Source organism: Actinomadura rugatobispora (assembly GCF_042656285.1).
GTDB classification, from domain to species: domain Bacteria; phylum Actinomycetota; class Actinomycetes; order Streptosporangiales; family Streptosporangiaceae; genus Spirillospora; species Spirillospora rugatobispora.
Window position 1 is genome coordinate 61,627 of the sequence record NZ_JBHSON010000060.1, and the last position, 20,877, is coordinate 82,503.

Annotated in this window: 17 protein-coding genes; 10 read left to right on the forward strand and 7 right to left on the reverse strand. The window is 74.4% G+C overall.

Translation table 11 applies throughout. The features are described 5' to 3' along the window. Positions 1–128 precede the first annotated feature (128 nt). Both ACFPZN_RS35360 and ACFPZN_RS35365 read left to right on the forward strand, forming a co-directional pair. The gene (locus tag ACFPZN_RS35360; RefSeq protein WP_378286773.1) at positions 129–851 is read left to right on the forward strand and encodes a hypothetical protein; all 723 of its coding nucleotides are present in this window, start codon (positions 129–131) and stop codon (positions 849–851) included. Continuing rightward, complete coding sequence (locus ACFPZN_RS35365) at positions 848–2,311, forward strand: NADH-ubiquinone oxidoreductase-F iron-sulfur binding region domain-containing protein (protein ID WP_378286775.1); 1,464 nt, start codon at positions 848–850, stop codon at positions 2,309–2,311. The genes ACFPZN_RS35360 and ACFPZN_RS35365 overlap by 4 nt, the downstream gene beginning before the upstream one ends. On the opposite strand, the gene ACFPZN_RS35370 is transcribed toward ACFPZN_RS35365, so the two are convergent. Next, entirely contained in the window at positions 2,296–3,747 is a 1,452-nt protein-coding gene (locus ACFPZN_RS35370; RefSeq protein WP_378286776.1) for a serine/threonine-protein kinase, read from the reverse strand. The genes ACFPZN_RS35365 and ACFPZN_RS35370 overlap by 16 nt on opposite strands. A 225-nt stretch (positions 3,748–3,972) precedes the next feature. Here ACFPZN_RS35370 and hrpA point away from each other — a divergent pair, with 225 nt between their 5' ends. The 7 genes from hrpA (at position 3,973) to ACFPZN_RS35405 (ending at position 13,868) form a co-directional block, all read left to right on the forward strand. Continuing rightward, positions 3,973–7,935 (forward strand): ATP-dependent RNA helicase HrpA, encoded by a 3,963-nt coding sequence (hrpA, locus tag ACFPZN_RS35375; RefSeq protein ID WP_378286777.1) that lies wholly within the window; start codon positions 3,973–3,975, stop codon positions 7,933–7,935. A gap of 155 nt (positions 7,936–8,090) precedes the next feature. Further along, a complete protein-coding gene (locus tag ACFPZN_RS35380) occupies positions 8,091–8,822 on the forward strand; it encodes a GntR family transcriptional regulator (protein ID WP_378286778.1) in 732 nt (243 codons plus the stop codon). 148 nt (positions 8,823–8,970) lie between these two features. Beyond that, positions 8,971–10,416: a PTS ascorbate transporter subunit IIC gene (locus tag ACFPZN_RS35385; protein WP_378286779.1), complete on the forward strand. Its 1,446-nt coding sequence runs from the start codon at positions 8,971–8,973 to the stop codon at positions 10,414–10,416. 87 nt (positions 10,417–10,503) lie between these two features. Continuing rightward, positions 10,504–10,806, forward strand: coding sequence for a PTS sugar transporter subunit IIB (locus ACFPZN_RS35390; protein WP_378286780.1), 303 nt, complete (start codon positions 10,504–10,506; stop codon positions 10,804–10,806). Then, a complete protein-coding gene (locus ACFPZN_RS35395; protein ID WP_378286781.1) occupies positions 10,803–11,282 on the forward strand; it encodes a PTS sugar transporter subunit IIA in 480 nt (159 codons plus the stop codon). Before ACFPZN_RS35390 ends, ACFPZN_RS35395 begins: the two co-directional genes overlap by 4 nt. Continuing rightward, a complete protein-coding gene (locus tag ACFPZN_RS35400) occupies positions 11,275–12,033 on the forward strand; it encodes a sugar isomerase domain-containing protein (protein ID WP_378286782.1) in 759 nt (252 codons plus the stop codon). Before ACFPZN_RS35395 ends, ACFPZN_RS35400 begins: the two co-directional genes overlap by 8 nt. A gap of 191 nt (positions 12,034–12,224) precedes the next feature. Next, entirely contained in the window at positions 12,225–13,868 is a 1,644-nt protein-coding gene (locus tag ACFPZN_RS35405; RefSeq protein ID WP_378286783.1) for a coiled-coil domain-containing protein, read from the forward strand. 364 nt (positions 13,869–14,232) lie between these two features. Here ACFPZN_RS35405 and ACFPZN_RS35410 read toward each other — a convergent pair whose 3' ends face one another. Both ACFPZN_RS35410 and ACFPZN_RS35415 read right to left on the reverse strand, forming a co-directional pair. Continuing rightward, positions 14,233–14,922 carry a hypothetical protein gene (locus tag ACFPZN_RS35410; protein ID WP_378286784.1) on the reverse strand — a complete coding sequence of 230 codons (690 nt, stop codon included), beginning with the start codon at positions 14,920–14,922 and terminating at the stop codon, positions 14,233–14,235. Between the two features lie 208 nt (positions 14,923–15,130). Then, a complete protein-coding gene (locus tag ACFPZN_RS35415; protein WP_378286785.1) occupies positions 15,131–15,646 on the reverse strand; it encodes a hypothetical protein in 516 nt (171 codons plus the stop codon). A 154-nt stretch (positions 15,647–15,800) separates the two neighbouring features. Between ACFPZN_RS35415 and ACFPZN_RS35420 the strand changes: the two genes are divergently transcribed. Further along, complete coding sequence (locus ACFPZN_RS35420; protein ID WP_378286786.1) at positions 15,801–16,616, forward strand: ABC transporter ATP-binding protein; 816 nt, start codon at positions 15,801–15,803, stop codon at positions 16,614–16,616. Positions 16,617–16,625: 9 nt separating this feature from the next. Here the strand turns inward: ACFPZN_RS35420 and ACFPZN_RS35425 are convergent, their stop codons facing one another. The 4 genes from ACFPZN_RS35425 to ACFPZN_RS35440 all read right to left on the reverse strand — a co-directional run. Then, positions 16,626–17,987, reverse strand: coding sequence for an AAA family ATPase (locus tag ACFPZN_RS35425; RefSeq protein ID WP_378286787.1), 1,362 nt, complete (start codon positions 17,985–17,987; stop codon positions 16,626–16,628). Beyond that, complete coding sequence (locus ACFPZN_RS35430) at positions 17,984–19,462, reverse strand: hypothetical protein (protein ID WP_378286788.1); 1,479 nt, start codon at positions 19,460–19,462, stop codon at positions 17,984–17,986. Before ACFPZN_RS35430 ends, ACFPZN_RS35425 begins: the two co-directional genes overlap by 4 nt. Positions 19,463–19,535: 73 nt before the next feature. After that, on the reverse strand, positions 19,536–20,642 hold the full coding sequence (locus tag ACFPZN_RS35435) for a hypothetical protein (RefSeq protein ID WP_378286789.1): 1,107 nt from the start codon (positions 20,640–20,642) through the stop codon (positions 19,536–19,538). Further along, positions 20,639–20,877: hypothetical protein (locus tag ACFPZN_RS35440; RefSeq protein ID WP_378286790.1), on the reverse strand; the 239-nt coding region annotated here is incomplete at its 5' end. The genes ACFPZN_RS35435 and ACFPZN_RS35440, both read right to left, overlap by 4 nt.

Here is a 20,877-nt window from a genome sequence, read left to right on the forward strand (position 1 = left end):
TGCCGCCTTCTGGTCGTTGATCACGCATGGTTACGGGAAAATCACCGAACCGGACGCCCGGAGCGGGCATCGTAGAGGCCGTCAGGATTCGTGAGGGGACGATTCCGAGAGGCCGGTGCTGACGAGCGATGGATCCCGACCGCCCGCCGCACGAGATGACCCTGGGCTTCGGCCTGGGCGGCGCCCCGGAAGGCCGTGGGGCCGGGCGTGCGCGAGGGCCCGCGACCGCGGCGCGGGGCGTTGTGCTGCGGGCCTTCGCCGTGCCTGCCGCCGCCGGTCTCCTCCTCGGCCTGGCGATCTCGCTCGGCTGGTCCACCCCGGCGGTCGCGGCGGTGGGTGACTTCCTCGACTTCTACTGCGGCGTCTTCGCGCTGGTGGCGCTGTCGATCTCGGTCATGATCGGAGTTCTGGCCGCCGAGCAGACCCTGCTGTCCCCGGGCAACCGGGTGCGGGCCCAGGCGCTGCACCGCGCCGCCGCGTTCACCGCCGTCGCCATGCTGCTGCTCCACCTGGCCACCCAGCTGCTGCGTCACCGGGTCGGCGCCGCCCAGATGTTCCTGCCGACGCGCGAATCCGGCCTGGGCACCGTGGCGTTCTACCTGCTGATCGTCGCGGTCGCCAGCGGGATCGCGCGAGGACGGTTCGCCGCGTCCCGAAGGCCCTGGACCTGGCGGGCGCTGCACCTCACCGCCTACGCCGCCTGGCCGCTGGCCATCGGCCACGGCCTCACCGCCGGGCGCGACCCCGCCCCCTGGGTGACGGCGGCCTACCTGTGCTGCCTCGGCGGCGTCGCGGCCGCGCTGGCCGCCCGGCCGATCCTGCGGGCGCGGGCGGCGAGGCGGGCGCCGTGACCCGGATAGCAGTGCGGCACCTCGGCCCGCCCCGCCTCACCGCCGGCCTGGACGGCGCCGCCCGTCTGGACTGGGACGCGCACCGCCGCGTCCACCCCGAGCCGCGGCCGCTGACCGCCGCCCGGCTGGTCGCGCTCGCCGAGGAGGGGCGGCTGCACGGCCGGGGCGGCGCCGCGTTCCCGTTCGCTCGCAAGGCGCGCGCGGTCCTCGACGCCGCACGGCGGCGCGGGCGGCCCGTCGTGGTCGTCAACGGCACCGAGGGCGAGCCCGGGAGCGCCAAGGACAAGGTGCTGCTGTGCCGCGCCCCGCACCTGGTCCTGGACGGCGCCACCCTGGCCGCGACCGCGCTCGGCGCCACCGAGATCGTCCTCGGCGTGACCGACGAGACCGCCGCCGAGTCGATGGAGCGCGCCCTCGCCGAGCGGGGCTTGGACGGGCGGGCCCGGGTCGTGCGGCTCCCCGAGCGGTTCATCACCGGGGAGAGCGGCGCGCTGATCCGCGGTATCAACGGCAGGCGGCCGGTGCCGCCCGGCCGCAAGGTCCGCGCGTCCACCAAGGGCGTCGGCGGGATGCCCACACTGCTGTCCAACGCCGAGACCTACGCCCAGCTGGCCGTCCTCGCCGGGCTCGGGCCGCGCCGGTATGGATCGGTCGGCACGCCCGGCGAGCCCGGCACCGTGCTGCTGACCGTGACCGGCTCGGCCCGCTTCCCGGCCGTCGTGGAGACCCCGGCCGGGGCGCCCCTCGGCCACCTGCTGGACCTGTGCGGGACCCGTGCCGGGGAGGGCGTCCTGGTCGGCGGCTACCACGGCGCCTGGATCCCGGGGGACGCGGCGGTCGGCACGCGGCTGTCGCGGGAGGGCCTGGCGGCGGTGGGCGGCACCCTCGGCGCGGGCATCGTGATGCCGCTCGGCCGCGGCACCTGCCCGCTGGGGGAGTGCGCGCGGGTCGTGCGCTATCTGGCGGCCGAGTCGGCAGGGCAGTGCGGCCCCTGCCGGCTCGGCCTTCCCGACCTCGCCGGGGCGCTGGCCGCGCTCGCCGAGGGCCGGGACGCCGCGGCCGCGTGCGAGACCGTCCGGCGGTCGGCCCGGATGGCCGAGCGGCGCGGCGCGTGCGCCCACCCCGACGGGACGGCCCGGTTCGTCCTGTCGGCGCTGGAGGTCTTCGCGGCCGACGCCGCCCGGCACGTCGACGGCGGTGGCTGCGGGCGGCCGGTGCTCGGCGTGCTGCCCGCCGACACCGACGCGCGGCTGCGCCTGGAGGTCGACTGGAGCCGCTGCGACGGCCACGGGCTCTGCGCCGACGTGTTGCGCGGGCTGGTGCGCATGGACGAGTACGGCTATCCGGTCATCCCCGGCGAGCCGGTCCCCGCCCGGCTGGAGGACGACGCCCGCCGGGCCGTGGCCAGGTGCCCCGGGCTCGCGCTGCGCCTCGTGCCGCGTGCTCAGCGAGGTTCGTAGGCGTCGATGAGGGTGGCGACCCGGGCGGTGTACTGCTGGTACTTGTCCGGGACGCCGTTCTCCTTCACCACGGTCTTGGACGAGGTGCGGTACGCGGCGGCGAGGTTGAGCGCGGGGTCGCCCTGGACGTTGACCAGGTCCTTGCCCCAGAAGCACAGGTAGCGGCCCATCGCGGGGATCGACAGCTCGGGCGTGATCTGGGCCGGGCGCGGCTCCGGGTTGTTGAGCCCGCCCGGCTGCCAGTGGACGAGCACGCGCGGCGTCCAGCGGGCGATGCCGTACTCGTCCATCTGCGGGTCCGACAGCTTTGGGTCGAAGTCGCTCTCCACCTTGAGCATCGCCGCGATCAGCGCGGGGGACAGGCCCTTCATCTCGCACCACGTGCCCGCCCGGACGATCAGGGCTCGGTACTGCGAGGGGATCCCGGCATCGGTGCGCAGCCAGCGGCCCTGCGGGTCGGCTCTCTTGGCGGTCGCGTCAGCGGCCCGTCCCCCGCCGTCGTCCAGGACGAGGAAGGCCGCGCCGATCGCCACGGCCGCGACGGCGACCGCGCTTCCGGCCACCGCCAGTGTCCGGCGGCCCGGCGCCCGGCGCCTCGCCGGGCGGTCGCGGGCCACGGCGGCCGCCGCCAGGGGGTCGGTGTCGATCCTGCTGGTGATGCGGTCGAGGGCGTTCGCGAACGCCGCCGCGGTCGGCCAGCGCGCGTCCCGATCGTGCTCCAGCGCGCGCAGCACGACCCGGTCCACCGCGGGCGGGATCGCGGGCTCGACCTCGCTGGGCGGGCGCCGGTCCTCGCCCGGCGGCTCCCCGGTCAGCAGGTGGTAGGTCAGCGCGCCCAGCCCGTACACGTCCGACCGCTGGTCCGGCGCGCCGTCGATCTGGGTCTGCTCGGGCGCCATGTAGCCGGGGGAGCCGGCGGGCAGCGTGAGGCTGGACAGCCGGTCGCCGGTGCGGGCGATGCCCAGGTCGGACAGCATGATCCGCTCGCCGGGGCCCTCGCCCTGGGCGGAGCGGATGAGCACGTTGGACGGCTTGAGGTCGCGGTGCACGATCCCTCGCTCGTGCAGCGCCTGCACGCCCTCGGCGATCTCCCGGGCCGCCCGCAGCGCCTCGTTCAGCGGCAGCGCCCCGCCGTCCAGGCGCTCCTCCATGGTGCCGCGGTCGGCGTAGGTCATCACGAAGTAGGGGCGGCCGTCGTCCAGCTCGCCGATGTCGTACACCTGGACGAGCCGGTGCGAGTCGACCTGCCGCAGCAGCCGGGCCTCCTGGACGAACCGCTCCCGGACGTCCTCGCGCAGCGTCCAGTGATCGGCCAGGATCTTGATCGCGACCGGGGCGTCCAGGTCCTCGTCATGACCCAGCCAGACCGCCGCGAATCCCCCCGAACCCAGCAGCCTGTCGATCCGGTAGCGCCCGGCGCCACGTGGAGTCCCCATGTTCGACCATCCTGAACGATGCACGGCGACTTCGCACGGTAACCGAGCTGTCGCAGGAGATGGAATGACCGGCCCCCGGCGCGCGTTGCACGTGCGGCGGAAAAATCGATCGCCCCCGCCCGCCCCCGGCGGCTACCGTGCGTAGGTCGCGGCCGCGCGGCCCGGCCGCCCTGCAAGATCACTCCGGCCCGCGACCTATCCTTGTCGAAGCTTATGAGGACTCCTGTGAAAGCGCCGCTCGCCGATCTGCGCGCGCGACTGCCCGAGCTGATGCCGCTGGACCGGCACCGGCTCCGCCGGCGTATCGACGGAACGCAGAACATGCGCGACGCGTCCCGGCGCGAGCAGGTGGCCCGGGAGATCGCCGCCGACGTGGAGGCCGCCGAGCGCCGGGTCGCCCGGCGCCGCGCCGCCGTGCCCGCGATCACCTACCCGGAGCAGCTGCCGGTCAGCCAGAAGAAGGACGACATCGCGGCGGCGATCCGCGACCACCAGGTCGTGATCGTCGCCGGTGAGACCGGCTCCGGCAAGACCACCCAGCTGCCCAAGATCTGCCTGGAGCTGGGCCGCGGCGTGCTCGGCTCGATCGGGCACACCCAGCCGCGCCGGCTGGCCGCCCGCACCGTCGCCGACCGGATCGCCGAGGAGCTGGGCACCGAGCTGGGCGAGGCGGTCGGCTACAAGGTCCGCTTCACCGACCGGTCGAGCGACGACACGCTGGTCAAGCTGATGACCGACGGCATCCTGCTGGCCGAGATCCAGACCGACCGGCTGCTGCGCCGCTACGACACGCTGATCATCGACGAGGCGCACGAGCGCAGCCTCAATATCGACTTCCTGCTCGGGTACCTCAGGGAGATCCTGCCGCGCCGGCCCGACCTCAAGATCATCATTACCTCGGCCACCATCGACCCCGAGCGGTTCTCCCGGCACTTCGACGACGCCCCGATCGTGGAGGTCTCCGGCCGCACGTATCCGGTGGAGGTGCGCTACCGGCCGCTGTCGGACCCCGAGGACGCCAAGGCCGACCCCGACCGCGACCAGATCCAGGGCATCCTCGACGCGGTGGACGAGCTGGCGCTGGAGGCCCCCGGCGACGTCCTGGTGTTCCTCAGCGGCGAGCGCGAGATCCGCGACACCGCCGACGCCCTCACCAAGCACCTGCGGGGGCGGCGCGGCGAGGCCACCGAGGTGCTGCCGCTGTACGCGCGGCTGTCGTCGGCCGAGCAGCACCGGGTCTTCCAGGCCCACCGGGGGCGGCGGATCGTGCTGGCCACCAACGTCGCCGAGACGTCCCTGACCGTCCCGGGCATCAAGTACGTCGTCGACCCCGGCACCGCCCGCATCTCCCGCTACAGCCACCGGCTCAAGGTGCAGCGGCTGCCGATCGAGCCGGTGTCGCAGGCGTCGGCCAACCAGCGCAAGGGCCGCTGCGGGCGCGTGTCGGAGGGCATCTGCGTCCGGCTGTACTCGGAGGAGGACTTCGAGACCCGGCCCGAGTTCACCGACCCGGAGATCCTGCGGACCAACCTGGCCTCGGTCATCCTGCAGATGACCGCGCTGGGGCTGGGCGACATCGCCGCGTTCCCGTTCGTGGAGCCGCCGGACCGCCGCAACGTCAAGGCGGGCGTCGACCTGCTGCACGAGCTGGGCGCGCTCGACCCGGCCGAGAAGGACCCGCGCAAGCGCCTCACCGAGCGGGGGCGGCGGCTGGCTCAGCTGCCGATCGACCCGCGGCTGGGCCGGATGGTGCTGGAGGCCGAGGCCAACGGCTGCGTCCGCGAGGTGCTGATCATCGCGGCGGCGCTGTCGATCCAGGACCCGCGCGAGCGTCCCGCCGAGCACCAGCAGGCCGCCGACGAGAAGCACCGCCGCTTCGCCGACCCCACCTCCGACTTCCTGGCCTACCTGAACCTGTGGAACTACCTGCGGGAGCAGCAGCGGGAGCTGTCGGGCAGCCAGTTCCGGCGGATGTGCAAGAACGAGTTCCTGCACTTCCTGCGCGTCCGCGAATGGCAGGACCTGCACTCCCAGCTCAAGCAGGTCGCCAAGTCCCTGGGCGTCACGCCCAACACCGCCGACGCGCCGCCCGACCGCGTCCACGTCGCGCTGCTGTCGGGCCTGCTGTCGCACATCGGCCTGATGGACGCCGACAAGAAGGACGAGGGCGGCGGTGGCGGCGGTCAGCGGCGCCGCCAGCTGAACGAGTACGTGGGGGCGCGCGGCGCCAAGTTCGCCGTCTTCCCCGGATCGGCGCTGTTCAAGAAGCCGCCGCGCTGGGTGATGGCGGCCGAGCTGGTCGAGACCTCCCGGCTCTGGGGGCGGATCAACGCCAAGATCGAGCCCGAGTGGGTCGAGCCGCTGGCCGGGCACCTGGTCAAGCGCAACTACAGCGAGCCGCACTGGTCCAAGAAGCAGGCCGCCGTCATGGCCTACGAGAAGGTCACCCTCTACGGCGTCCCGATCGTGGCGCAGCGCCGCGTCAACTACGGCTCGATCGACCCCGCGCTGTCGCGGGAGCTGTTCATCCGGCACGCGCTCGTCGAGGGCGACTGGGAGACCCACCACCGGTTCTTCCACGACAACCGGGCGCTGCTGGAGGAGGTCGAGGAGCTGGAGCACCGCGCCCGGCGCCGCGACATCCTCGTCGACGACGAGACCCTCTTCGACTTCTACGACGAGCGCGTCCCCGAGGACGTGGTCTCCGGGCGGCACTTCGACACCTGGTGGAAGCGGACCCGGCGCGACGAGCCCGACCTGCTGAGCTTCGAGAAGTCGATGCTCATCAACCAGAACGCCGGGGACGTCAGCGAGGCCGACTACCCCGACTCCTGGCGGCAGGGCCCGCTGGGGCTGCGGTTGACCTACCAGTTCGAGCCCGGCGCCGACGCCGACGGCGTGACCGTCCACATCCCGGTGCAGGTGCTCAACCAGGTGCGCCCGGACGGCTTCGAATGGCAGGTGCCGGGGCTGCGCGGCGAGCTGGTCACCGAGCTGATCCGGTCGCTGCCCAAGCAGCTGCGGGTCAACTTCGTCCCGGCGCCCGACTACGCGCGCAAGGCGCTGGAGCGGCTCACGCCGCGTACCGAGCCCCTCCTGGACGCCCTCGAACGCGAACTGCGCGACATGACCGGCGTCCAGATCGCCCGCGAGGCCTGGGACCTGGGCCGCCTGCCCGCGCACCTGCGGATCACCTTCCGGGTGGTGGACGACCGCAAGCGCACCCTCGCCGAGGACACCGACCTCGACGCCCTCAAACGCCGGCTCAAGGGCAAGGTGCGCGGCACCCTGTCGAAGGCGGCGACGGCCGGGGGAGTGGAGCGCACCGGCCTGCGCGAGTGGACGATCGGCGAGCTGCCCCGCACCTACGAGCGCAAGCAGGCCGGGTACGAGGTCAAGGCGTTCCCGGCGCTGACCGACGAGGGCGACAGCGTCGCGGTCCGCATGTACGAGACCGAGGCCGAGCAGCGCTCGGCGATGTGGCGGGGGACGCGGCGGCTGATCCTCCTCAACGCCCCGTCCCCGGTCAAGCTCATCCAGGGCCGCCTCACCAACCAGGGCAAGCTGGCGCTCAGCCACAACCCGCACGGTTCGGTGGCGGCCCTGTTCGACGACTGCGTGACGGCCGCCGCCGACCGGCTCATCGCCGAGGCCGGGGGCCCGGCCTGGGACGAGGCGGGCTTCCGCGCGCTGTACGACCGGGTCCGCGCCGACCTGCACGACGCCACCGCCGCGATCGTGGCGCAGGTGGAGCGGATCCTGGCCGAGTCGCACGAGATCGACCGGCGGCTGCGCGGCACGGCCAGCCTCGTCCTGGTCCCGTCGCTGACCGACATCCGGGAGCGGCTGACCGGGCTGGTGCACGCGGGGTTCGTGACCGAGACGGGCCGGCAGCGGCTGCCCGATCTGCCGCGCTACCTGCGGGCGCTGCAGGTCCGGCTCGACAAGCTGCCCGAGAACCCGAACCGCGACCGGCTGCTCATGAACCAGGCCGGGGCGCTGGAGGCCGAGTACGGGCTGTTCGTGCAGCGGCTGCACCCGGCCCGGCGCGACGAGGAGTCCGTGCGGCAGATCCGGTGGATGCTGGAGGAACTGCGGGTGAGCCTGTTCGCCCAGCAGCTCGGCACCCGCTACCCGGTCTCCGACAAGCGGATCCGCAAGGCCATGGCGCAGCACGGCGCCCGCTGACGTTCACCCCCGAGCACCCCGGGTTCCCCCCGAGCACCCGTCCTCCGGGCGGGTGCTCGGCGTTTTCTCAGACCGTTCCAAAGTGGTATTGACCAATTGCTGACCGCAGCCTAACCTGAGGACCGACGGTACGAAGGGAAGGGGAGGTGAGCGGCGTGCGATCCGTCGGTGAGCCGGAACCCGCGACCACGAAACGGCGGGCGGTGCGCCGCGAACTGCTGGCCATGCTGGAGGGCCTGGAGGTCGGCGACGCGCTGCCGTCCGAGCGCCGGCTGGCCGCCGAGCTGGGCGTGTCGCGGCCCACCCTCCGGGCCGCGATCGACGAGCTGGCCGCCCAGGGGCTGCTGGACCGGCGCCAGGGCAGCGGCACCTACGTGGCCGAACGCAAGATCGCGGTGGCGCTGACCATGTCGTCGTTCACCGAGGACATGATCCGGCGCGGCATGCGCCCGGGGGGCCGGGTGCTGTCGTTCCGGACCGAGACCGCCGGGGCGAAGATCGGCCGCAGGCTGTCCATCTCCCCGATGGAAGAGGTATTTACCATTCGCCGGCTCCGGCTGGCGGACGGCGCCACCATGGCGATCGAGACCCTCTACCTCCCCAGGGCGCTGGTGCCGGAGCTGCGCCGCGAGGATCTGGAAGGACGGTCCTTCTACACCCTGCTGCGGGAACACGGCATCGTCCTCGCCTCCGGCCGGGAGACGATCGAGCCCACCGTCACCACGGCCGAGGAGGCCGAGGTGCTGGGCGTTCCGGTGCACGCGCCGGCGTTCCTGTTCGAGCGGGTCAGCCACACCGAGGAGGGGCGGCCGGTCGAGTACGTCCGCTCCCTCTACCGGGGTGACCGCTACCGGCTCGAACTGGAGCTGAAACCGGTCCCGCGCTGACCGGCCGCGGCAGGAACGGGCCGCGGCAGGCCCCACCGCTTCACCCGCGCCGGCGGGGGCACCGGCGCACCGACAGACCCGAACCCCCGCCCGGCCGGCCGCGCCGCCGGCCGGGGATTCGGTGCCCCGCAGGAACGGAGACCAGACCGTGGACATCTTCAAGGACACCCTCACCTTCCTGGCCGACAACGTGTTCGGCCAGGTCCCCATCCTCATCGGCCTGATCACGCTGATCGGGCTGCTGCTGCAGCGCAAGCGCTTCGAGGACACCCTCGCCGGCGCGCTGCGCGCCACCATCGGCGTGGTCATCCTGTTCATCGGCGTGGAGATCTTCACCGGCGGGCTGACCAGCTTCCAGACCGTGCTGGCCGACGCGATGGGCACCACGCCGCCCAAGGCCGACAACAGCCTGACCGACTTCCTCGGCCGCGAGGGCGGCACGATCGCGCTGGTCATCACGGTGGCGTTCCTGCTGCACGTGGCGATCGTGCGGATCTTCCCCGCGGCCCGGTACCTCTACCTGACCGGGCACCTGATGTTCTGGATCAGCACCGTGGTGGTCGCCGGGCTGGTCACCATCGCGCCCGGCGCCGACCAGCTGACCCTCGTGCTGTGCGGGGCCGGGTTCGTGGCCGCGTACTGGACGCTGCAGCCGCTGTGGATGCGGCCGCTGATGCGCCGGGTGATGCCCGACGACCGGTTCGGGTTCGCGCACACCAGCTCCCTGGCCGCGCTGGCCACCGGATACCTCGCCCGCCCGTTCGGCGACCGCGAGCGGCACGACACCGAGAAGGTGAAGCTGCCCCGCCAGCTGTCGTTCTTCAAGGACGTCAACGTCAGCACCGCCCTGGTCATCTCCGTCATCATGCTGGTGGCGGTGGCCTTCGCCGACGACCAGGTGGTGGCCAAGCTGGCCGCCGAGATGGACGAGAAGCTCTCGCCCTGGGTGTGGGCGCTGCTGGTCGGCCTGCGCTTCGCGGGCGGCATCGCGATCCTGCTGTTCGGCGTGCGGATGTTCCTGGCCGAGATCGTGCCCGCGTTCAAGGGCTTCAGCGACAAGGTGATCCCGGGCACCCGGCCCGCGCTGGACGCCCCGACGGTGTTCCCGGTGGCGCCCACCGCCGTGATGATCGGCTTTGTGGCGTCCACCACGGTGTTCCTGGCCTGCCTGGGCGTCTTCGCCACGGCCGGCTGGTTCACCCTGGCCCCGCCCATGATCATGCTGTTCTTCGTGGGCGGCGCGGCGGCGCTGTTCGGCAACGTGGTGGCCGGCTGGCGCGGCGCGGTGATCGGCGGCGTCATCACGGGTCTGATCCTGGCGATCGGGCAGGCCGTCACCTGGGGCCTGTTCGAGCGGACCGCGCCCGAGCTGGCCACCCTGGCCGACCCCGACTGGTACGCCATCGCGTGGCTGCTCAAGGCGATCGACCCGGTGGTCGGCGACGCCTCGATCTGGGCCGTCCCGGTGGTGGCCCTGGCCGTCACCGCGGGGACACTGCTGATCCTGGGCCGCCGCGAGCGGCGCGAGGCCGCGGCCAAGGACGCCGTCCCGGCCGGAACCGAGCCCGCCACCGAGGGCGGCAAGAAGGCCTGACAGAACGGGCGTCCCGGCCCGGCCCGCCGCCCGGGCCGCGACGCCCGCCCCATCCGGCGTCCAGAAGGAAGAAGGAGACACGACGACATGGCATTGGACCGCACGCTGGAGGTGCTCGCCGTCTGCGGCGTGGGCATGGGATCCAGCCTGATGCTCAAGATGACCGCCGAGGACGCGCTGCGCGCCCTGGACGTGGACGCCCGCGTGGAGAACACCGACATCTCCACCGCCCGCGGCATGACCCCGGACGTGATCATCGGGCAGGGCATGCACACCAGCGAGATCGAGGACCTGGCCCCGGTGGTGATCACGGTGACCGACTTCCTCGACAAGGAGGGCCTGCAGGCCCGCCTGCTCGAGCGGCTGACCGAGAAGGGCTGGCTCGCGTGACGGAGTCCACTGCGGCGGTCGGGGCCCGCGACGGCGTGCCCGCGGCCGGCTGGAAGGAGGCCGTCGAGGCGGCGGCCGCGATCCTGGTCGAGATGGGCGCCGCGGGGGAGGGCTACCCCGCCGCCTGCGTCCGGGTGGTGGAGGAGAACGGCCCCTACATCGTGCTGACCAAGGGCCTGGCGCTGGCGCACGCCCGTCCCGAGGACGGCGGCCTGGGCGTCGGCGTGGCCGCCGCCCGGCTCGCCGAGCCGGTCGAGTTCGGCCACCCCGACAACGACCCGGTCGACCTCCTCCTTGCCTTCTGCACCCCGGACGCCGACGCGCACGTCGCGTCCCTGTCCGCGCTGGCACGGGCGCTGTCGGCGGGGCTGGCCGACCGGCTGCGCGCGGCGCCCGGCCGCGCCGAGATGGCCGCCGAGCTGGAGCGGGCACTGCGTGCCGAGGCCCCGGGGGAGGAGGCGCGCTCCGATGCCTGAGGCCCTCCGGAGGACCTCCTACCCTGATCGCGTCCGATCGCTGCTGGACGAGGTCGACGCCCGATCCGGGACGGCGATCGCCGACGCCGCCGCGCTGCTCCTTCCGGCGATCGAGGCCGGCGGCATCGTGCACGTCGCCGGCGCCGGCCACTCGCTCGCCCTGGTCTTCGAGACGTTCTACCGGGCCGGCGGCCTGGCCGCGGTCAAGCCGATCTGGGACCCCTCGGTGCTGCCCCTCGACGACGCCCTGCGCAGCACCCGCGCCGAGCGCACCGAGGGCCTGGGCCGCTCGGTCGTCCTGGACGCCGAGCCCGCCCCGCCGGACGTGGCCGTGGTCTTCTCCACCAGCGGCCGCAACCCCTACCCGGTCGAGGTCGCCGCCGAGTGCGCCGGCCGCGGCGTGCCGGTGATCGCCGTGACCTCCCCGGAGGCGTCGCGGGCCGCCGCCGCCCGTGCCGAGACCACGCTGGCCGACCACGCCACGATCGTGCTGGACACCGCCGTGCCGCCGGGGGACGTGCTGCACCCGCCCCAGGCGCCGCGGACCGCCGCCGTCTCCACGATCATGGCCGCCTACGCCTGGTCGCGGGTGCTGGCCGAGCTGGACGACCTCGCCGCCGCCCGCGGCGTCGAGCTGCCCTGCTGGACCAGCGCGAACGTCCCCGGCGGCGACGAGAGCAACCGGGCGCTCCTGGCGCGCTACGGCCACCGCGTCCCCGAACTGGGCGGCCTTCCCGACCCGCAGGCGTGACGGGTCGGGCGGGGTGGACGGCGCACAGCGTGAAAAGGGCGCAGTGGCGCCTCGGGGTGATTGTGGCGGCACCCAACGTCACCATCGATATCCCGTGGTCCGGGGCCCGCGGCGCCCTTCGAGGAAGTGCGGGGTACCACATGGCACCCAAGTAACTGCAGCCACGCGTACTAGTGCGTATGGTTCATTCCATGCCTACGAGTGATGAGCGCGACAATAGCGGCCCCAGGGGGCAGGCCGGGACTTCCGAAGGCGCGGTCTCCGAGGCTGGAACGACCAAAGATGCCACCCCCGCCACCCCCGCCGCTTCCCCCGAGCCCGCCGGCTCCCCGACCGAGGATCCCGCCGACCGGACCGTCGTCGACGCCCCGAGACCCGGGACCAAGCCCGCCGGCAAGGGGACCGCCGCCGGCTCCGGCTCCGCCTCCGCGTCGCCCTCCGGCTCCGGCGACGAGAGCGCGTCGCGCGTCCCCGAGACCAGGACCGAGACCGCCGTGGCCCGCATGGGGGAGCCCGTCGCCGTCTGGCCCTGCGCCAACTGCGGGCGGCCCGTCCCGCAGCCCGTCGGGGCCGTGCGCGCCGTCCGCTACTGCCAGGACAACGACGGCGCCTGCGCCCGCGAGGCCCGCAACCGCCGCGAGCGCGGCCGCGACGCCCCCGGCCTGACCGGCCAGGTCGCCTCCACCTGGGAGATGGTGGAGCGCCTGGAGAAGACCGCCGACCTGCTCGCCGACTCCCTCACCTCCGAGCTGAGCGTCGCCGGGGTCGAGCGCCGCGTCGCCGAGGTGCGCGCCGAGGCCGCCCGCGAGCTGTCCATCGCGCAGAACGAGCGCGACGCCTCCCACCGCCAGGCCGAGGATGCCTGGCAGGAGGCCGCCTCCGCCCGCCAGCGCGCCGAGGCCGCCGAAGGGGAGTCCGCCCGCGCCCGCGAGGAGTCCAAGCTCGCCACCGCCAAGCGCGACGCCGCCCAGCAGGCCTGGGAAGAGGCCCACCAGATCGCCCAGCAGGCGGTCTCCGCCAAGCTGGCCGCCGAGAGCGAGCGCGACCGCATCGCCGCCCGCGAGACCGAGCTGCTGGCCGCGCTGGAGGCCGCGCGCGCCGAACTGGTCACGCTGCACGCCAAGGTCGCCGAGGCCGAGGGCGCCGTCGAGTCGCAGCGGGTCGAGTCCGCCGTGGCCAAGCAGGGCGCCGAGGACCTCCGCAACGCCATGCGCGACACCGAGGCGCAGCGCCAGCGGGCCATGCAGGCCGCCAGCAAGGCCGAGGCCGAGCGCGCCACCGCGCTGCGCGCCCAGTCGGAGGCCGAGGCCGAGACCGTACGGGCCAACGCCCGCGCCGAGGAGGCCGCCAAGGAGCGCGACGCCTCCCTGACCCAGGCCCAGCAGGCCGTCACCGAGCGCGACGAGCTGCAGACCAAGGTCAGCGACCAGGCCCTCCAGCTGCGCCAGCTGTCGCAGTCGGTCGCCGAGCAGCAGGCCGCGCTGGCCGCCCTCGCCGAGGAGCGCGACGCCGCGCGCGCCGAGGCCGACCGGGCCCGCCGCCAGATCGACCAGTTCACCCACAACACGCTGTCGTCCAACATTCCGCCCGGCGGGCGCTACGGCGCGTCCGGCGTCCCGCAGATGGGCCCGGCCCACGGCCAGCCGGGCCAGGGCCAGGGGCAGCCGAGCCAGCCCGGCCAACCGGGCGTTCCGGTCGCCGGACAGGGCGCCCAGCCGCAGGGCGGGCCGCAGGGGCAGAGAGGGCCCGCACAGGGCGGGGGCGCCCCCGTGCCCAGCGGCAGGCAGATGAACGGCGCCGGCGAGCCGAACGACCCGCTCTACACCGGCCCGTGACCGTCCGTCCCTGACCGCAGTCGGTGGCGGTCAGGATGCGCCGCGCGCCCTCACGGCCCGAGGCCCCACTCCGGGCCGCGCTGCGGGGGCGCGCCGCCGACCTCCCGCCCGAGCCCAAGAGGCCCGTGGCAAGGAAGCCTCGTGGCCGGGAGGTCCGCCCGCAGCCGGAGGCTCGTGGTTGGGGGGCCGGCCCGTGGCACGGAAGGCGCGTGGCGGGGTCGCCTGCCTGCGCACTGGCCGTGCTTCGGCGCGCCGCGCGCGACATCCGGTCGCGTGTAGGCCGCCGCCGGGTCGCGGCAGCGGCTACGCCTGTCGGGGCGGGTGGGCGCGGCGCTTCGCGAAGGCCGGGCCGGTTCGGTTGGGGTCAGCCGGTGAGACGGTCCGGGTCGACCTCGATCCAGATCTGCTCGGCGCGGCCGAGGAGCCGGCCGTCCTCGCCGTAGGCGGCCGCCGCCGCGTGCAGCTTGCGCCCCTCCCGGCTGCGCGCCAGGCCCATCACCACGCACCGCTCACCCGCCTCGGGCAGCGCCGTGACCCGGGCCGTCATGGTGCCCAGCACCACCGGCGGGTCGTCCTGGCCGGACGCCAGCCCGCCGGGGCAGTCCAGCACCGCCCACATGATCTCCGGGGCGGGGACCTCTTCGGGCACCCACGGCGTCGCGACGGTCCCCTCACCGACCGGCCCCGGCTCCAGGCACAGCCCGTCGCCCGGCTCGCGGTCGGGCCCGCACACGAAGCACCCCGGGAACGGGTGCCGCTCGGCGGCCCGGTACTTCTCCGCCGCGTCCAGCGCCTCCTCGAACGGCACCTGCGGCACCGCCGGCACCACGATCGCCCCCGCCAGCGCCTCGGCGACCAGCCGGTCGCCGTCCCACAGCCGCGCGCCCAGCCCCCGCTCGTCGTCGGCCGTCACCAGCAGCTCGGTCTCCAGCGGCGGCGGGTGCCGCAACGCCACGGTCACCGTGTCCGACGACACGTGCCCGGCCAGCAGCCCCGCGACATACCCCCCGTTGCCCGATCCCTCGGGACCGCGGTAGCGCGTCTCAATGATCACTTTCTTCCCCCGGACGTTCATCTGTCGTGCCCAAACTGACGGAATCTTAATGAGCCGCTCGGACAACCGTTCGCGCCACCCCGGCGTCCAGGGTCGCGCGCCCGCCGCCGCCCGTCCGGCGGAGGCTCCGGGACGGCATGGGAAACACCGGGCAAGGGGCAGGTGAGGAAAGGGAGGTCTGGCGGAAAGGAGAGGTCGGCTTTACCGTTCAGAGAGCCCGCGACGGCTGCGGGCGCCCGGGACGCGTCGTGAAGAACACCGACAGCGAACCGGTCAGCCGGGCCCGGACGGTCTCCTCGTCGACCGGCCCGTCGTCCCGCACCGGTGTGCGGTCGAGCGCCCGGACGATCAGCCGCTCGATGTTGCGGTCGGCCACCAGCACCGAGCACGTGTCGCACGCGTACCACGGGTACAGCATGTTGAGCACCGCCACCGCGGTGTCGTCGTCCGACAGGTGGGTGGTGTCGAGCTCCACCTCGAACATGTCGGTGTCCTCGGGGTCCAGCGTGGGGTAGTAGAGCCAGCTCGGCCCGGGCACCCCGCAGAAGTCGCACGCGCGGGCGCGCGGCGTCGGCGTGCCGACGGCCAGCTCCAGTTCGTGGTCCCAGGGCTCGACGCGCCGGTTGTGGCGGTAGCCCACGCCGTCCAGGGAGCCTTCGCGGTTGTGGGTCACGTCGTGCACCTCGCCGCCGCAGCGGGCGCACATGAAGCCGATGTCCTCCATGTCCCTCCCCTGATCGCCGGGCACCGGCTCTCACAGTATCCGTCCGGCCCCCAGCATCGAACCATGGACGCGAACCCCGCACCCGAGCCGGGCACCGCCGATCTCCTTACCCCGCAGGCCCCGCGGCCTCCCCTGTCCGCTAGCGTGGTCCGCCGTGACCGACCGGAACCCGGCGCACGGAGGCGGCGCCGACATCGTCCTCAACGCCGACAAGGTGGATCTGGTCCGCGAGGGCCGGACCCTGCTCGACCAGGTCACCCTGACCGTCCTCACCGGCGAGCACTGGGCCCTCCTCGGTCCCAACGGCGCCGGCAAGAGCACCCTCCTGGGCATCCTCGGCGCCTACACCCACCCCACCCGAGGCGCCGCCGAGGTCCTCGGCCACCGGCTCGGCCGCGTCGACGTGCACGCGCTGCGCAAGCTGATCGGCCAGGTCAACCCGCGCCACCCGCTGGAGTCCGCGCGCACCGTACGGGAGATCGTCCTGACCGGGGCGACCGGCACCATCGAGCTGGTGCCCCGCTGGACGCCCACCGAGGACGAGCTGCGCCGCGCCGACGAGCTCATCGAGCTGATGGGCCTCACCCCCCGCACCGGCGCGCGCTGGCCCAACCTGTCCCAGGGCGAGCGGGGCCGGGCGCTGATCGCCCGCGCGCTGATGCCCGAGCCCAGGCTGCTCCTCCTGGACGAGCCCGCCACCGGCCTGGACGTCGCCGCCCGCGAACGCCTGCTGTCGGCCATCGACGAACTCCGCGAAGGCCGCCCCGACCTCACCAGCGTCCTGGTCACCCACCACCTGGAGGAACTGCCGAGCAGCACCAGCCACGCGCTGCTGCTGCGCGACGGCGCCGTCCTGGCCTCCGGCCCCGCCGGAGAGGTCCTCACCACCGAGCTCGTCAGCGCCTGCTTCGACCACCCGATCGAGATCGCCCGCCACAACGGCCGCTGGGCCGCGACCGCCCGGCGCTGACCCGGCCGTTCAGGCGTGGGCCTGCACCCGGTGCCGGGACAGATGGGCGAGCACGGCCTGATTGGCCTCCCACCCGTCGGGGAACTTGACCGGCACGCCCAGATGCACGGGCTCGGTGGACGGGTGCGCGTCCAGGAGTTCGGGGATCCCCGCCCTGGCGACGACGATGCACGCGTGCCGGTGCCGGGACGCCAGCACGCACAGCCGGCCCGACTCCAGATGGAACGCGGTCGCGTCGCGCCGCCCTGACAACGGGTGCAGGACGACGGTGACGTCGTACTCGCGGCCCTGGAGCCGGTTGGCGGTGTCGACCGTGATGCCCTCGCCGTGCTCGCCCAGCGCCGCCCGGATCGCGGTCACCTGGTCGCGGTGCGCCGCGCCGATCGCCACGCGCTCCGCGGTGACGGGCGCGGAGCCCTGCTCGGAATGGGCGACCGGCCCCCGCTGCAGCAGCCGCACGGCGAGCGCCGCCGTCGCGTTCACGGCCTCGGAGTCGGTACGGAGCGTGTGCCGCGCGGGCAGCTCGTACAACGCCCAGCCGGACGCCGCCGCCTCGTCCAGCGCGCGGTCGTAACTGGTGCCCATGCCCTGCGCGCCGTACTCCAGGCGGCGGTCACCCGGACCCGTCCCCGAACGGAACCCGGTGAACGGGTAGAACGCCTCCGACACCACCGGCGCCGCCGAGGCGGGCAGCCGCCAGGACACCGGAAGGCGGTGCAGCGGCAGATCCGGGTTGTGCGCGAGCAGGACCGACACGGCGCTGCGCATCGGGTCCCACGACAGGCCCGCCCAGCGCTCCACCTCGACGGTCGAGAACGGGTCGAGCTGACCAGGGTCGCCCACGAACAGCGCCCGCTCGAACCGCCCGGCGATCCGCAGCAGCATGTCCGAGCGCATCTGGTACGCCTCGTCCACGATCGCCCACGGCCACGAGCCGTCGGTCAGCGTCGCCCACTTGGCGGCGGTCGCGATGACGACCATGCGGTCGGCGAACTGGTCGGCCTTCGTCGCCACCTTCACGCCCGGGTACGCCGCGACGCGATCGGAGATGGTGTAGGTGGAGGCCGACAGCCGTCCGAGCGTGACGTCGGGATGCTTCCCGGCGATCCGGTCGATGAGGTCGTCGACCTGCTCGTTGGTCTGCGCGACGATCATCAGCCGCTCACCGGCGGCGGCCAGGTGCGCGGCCGCCCGCACCACCAGCGTCGACTTGCCCGCGCCGGGCGGGGAGTCGACCACCACGCCGCGATGCCCGCCGTCGAGGTCGGCCAGCACCTCCTCGACCACCTTGGTCGCCGCCACGGAGGGATCGAGCCCGAACTCCTCCGCCTCGCCCATGGCGTTCCTCCCCCGTCCGTCCGGCTCGCTCATGACCACTCCTCCGCCGCGTCCTCGTCGCTGGGGACGTACTCGTCGGGCGGGCCGCCGTGCGTCCACGGCGTGTCCTCGCGGTCGGGGAACTTCGCCGCGCCCCACGAGTCGGCGGTGCGCGAGGTGAACACCACCCGGGCGCCGGCCTCCGGGACGACGCCGGGTTCGGGCACCAGCTTGCGGCCCATGCCCCCGGTCAGCTCCAGCAGCACCTCGCCCGCCGCGGCGTCGATCTCCACCACGCGGCCCTTGAGCGCCGGCCGGGACGCGTCGCACACCGTGGCGCCCGTGTCGAGCCGCACCGGGTCCTCCGTCGCGACGACCACGTGCGGGCGGAGCTTGGGGCGCTTGCCCGTCTCGTCCAGCCGGGTCGGGTCGCTGGCGACGACCGTGCCGCCGAACGCCTGGCCGGTGAGCCGGTGCTCGGCCATGACGAGCGGGTCGTCGAAGGCGCGCTGGGCGTCGTAGGCGTCCTGGGCGCGCTCCAGGTCGTGCAGGCGGCGGGCGGCGCGCACCGGCGGATCGCGCCGGGCCTGCGGGTACGCCTCGCCGAACGTCTGGTGGTAGTAGGTGAAGGAGTCGCGGTCGCGTTCCCAGCGGGAGGCCACGCTCGCGCCCGGCGGCAGCGCGCGCAGCACGTCCACCGCCCGCCACATCACCTCCCAGGTGGGGGTGAGCTGCTCGGCGATGACGTTGCGGACCCGCTCCTCGGCGCGCGGGTCGCGGCCCGCGTGGTCGTAGGCGGCGATGGCCGGGGCGAGCACCTCGTTGTCGAACGACGGGTCGGTCGTCGGACCGGCCGGGGGCCAGGCGACCGGGTCCTCGGCCAGCGCGGCGGCGGCCGGGCCGTCCAGGCCGTCGGGCGGGGCGATCCAGCCCAGCAGCGCGGCGAGGTTGCCGTCCTCCAGGGCGCTCTGCCCGGTCGCCCAGTGCAGCCGCAGCGTCTCGGTCATCGCCAGCAGCAGCGACGAGCCGGGGTGGTCGTTGCGGTCGGCGAACCACGTCAGCCAGCGGCCCAGCACCGGCACGGCGGCGTCGACCGCGTACGGCCCCTCGGTGCGCCGGAACCGCGTCGAGCGGCCCAGCAGCCGCAGGAACCCGACCCCGCCCCGGTTCGGCACCAGCAGCTGCGGGGCGTCGGCGTACCGGATCCGCTCCTCGCCCTCCTTGCCCGCCGGCAGCTCCTCCACGCCGCCGCGGCTGGTCTCCACGTGGTTGAGGACCAGCTTGGCCAGGTCGGCGGCGAACGCGAACCGCAGGTCGCGGTTGCGCGGCTGCGGGACGACCAGCAGCGTCGGATCGGCGCGGTCGGCGCCCAGCATCACCGCCAGCGGCGCGGCCGCCTCACCGGCCAGCTTCAGCGGGATCAGGACGAGCGGCGCGTCCGACACGTGGCAGTGCCGGACCGTCGCCAGGGGCTGGGCGCGGCCGGTCGCGGCCGCCTCCAGCTGGGCGAGCGAGGTGAGCACGCTCACGTCGCGGGGACCTCCGCCCTCTCGCCGTGGGACGGGACGACGGGGGCGCGGAGCGGGGCCCGGGGCGAGCCCGTCATGCCGCCCCGCCCAGGACCTCGCGGCGCAGCCGCGCGGCGGTGCGCAGCTGCACCGCCGTCTCGGCCAGGTCGTCGGACGGCTCGAGCGTGCCCTCGGCCAGCCCCAGCGCCGTGCCGATCGAGTCGACCCCGCCCAGGTCGTCCCGGACCGAGCGGCCGAGCGTTCCGGTGGCGCCGCAGGCCCGCGCCTCGTCCCGGCAGAAGAAGGCCATCTCGCAGCTCGACATGCAGTCGGGCGCGTACCGAGCCTCCACCGCGCGCACCGCCTCGGGCAGCGCGTCGCCCGGCGCGAACGTCAGGTCCGGCGGCAGCTCGCCGACGATCCGGTCGATCTTGGTGAGCCTGGCCAGCTGCCGCTCCAGCACCGCCAGCTGCGGGCGCACGTCCAGCGGCGTGGCGGTGGGCCGGTTGGAGAAGTTCTCCGGGCAGACCAGGAACACCTCGTGCGAGACCCGGTCGGGCCGGTGGCCCAGCTCGGCCACCAGGCGGCGCAGCGCCAGCACGTACACGGCGGACTGGCGGGCGGCGGCGGCCACCTGCTCGGGCTCGGCCTGCCCGTCCACCACCGCGAACGACTTGATCTCGATGACGTGCAGCCGGCCGCGCAGCTGGAAGGCGATGACGTCGGGCTCCAGATAGGCGACCTGGCCCGCGATCTCCAGCCGCAGCAGCGGATGGTCGAACAGCGTGCCCTCGCCCGACTCCAGCGCCCGCGCCAGCAGCCGCCGGGTGCGGGCGTGCCGCAGCTCGCGGCCCTCGTTCCCGGCGACGACCTCCAGGTCGTCGTAGGCGACCTCGGGCACCTCCAGGCCGAGCCGCTCGCGCAGCAGGGTGAGCAGCTCGGCGCAGCCGTCCGCCTTGACCTGGGCCTCGAACACGTTCCCGCGCGTGATGGCGAACTGCGACTGGCCGAACGGCGAGGGGAACCCGAGCTCCCGCGCGAGGAAGTCCTTGTCGACCCCGGCGGCGTCCATCACCCCGCGGCGCGCGCAACCGGGATTGGCGGTCAGCGCGGCGATGGTGCGGGCGTCGTGGTTGCGGGGCGGGGTGCCGCCGCGCAGCCGGTCCAGGTCGAAGTCCAGTGCGGTATCGGTATCGCTCATCGGTCGTCCTCGTGGGTGGCGCGGTGCGGCCGGAGCGCCGAGGAGGCCGGCGACTCGGGCCTGCGGGGTTTGCGGGAGGCGGTGCCCCCGCCCTTCGCGCGGCGCTGCCGGAGCGCCGGCGGGGCCGGCGGCTTCTCCTCGGCGGCGCGCGTGTTCTCGGACGCGCGGGAGCCCTTCGCGGTGCCGCGCGGGGCGCGCGAGCGCGGGCCGCCGCCACCGGCGCCCGCACCGGGCG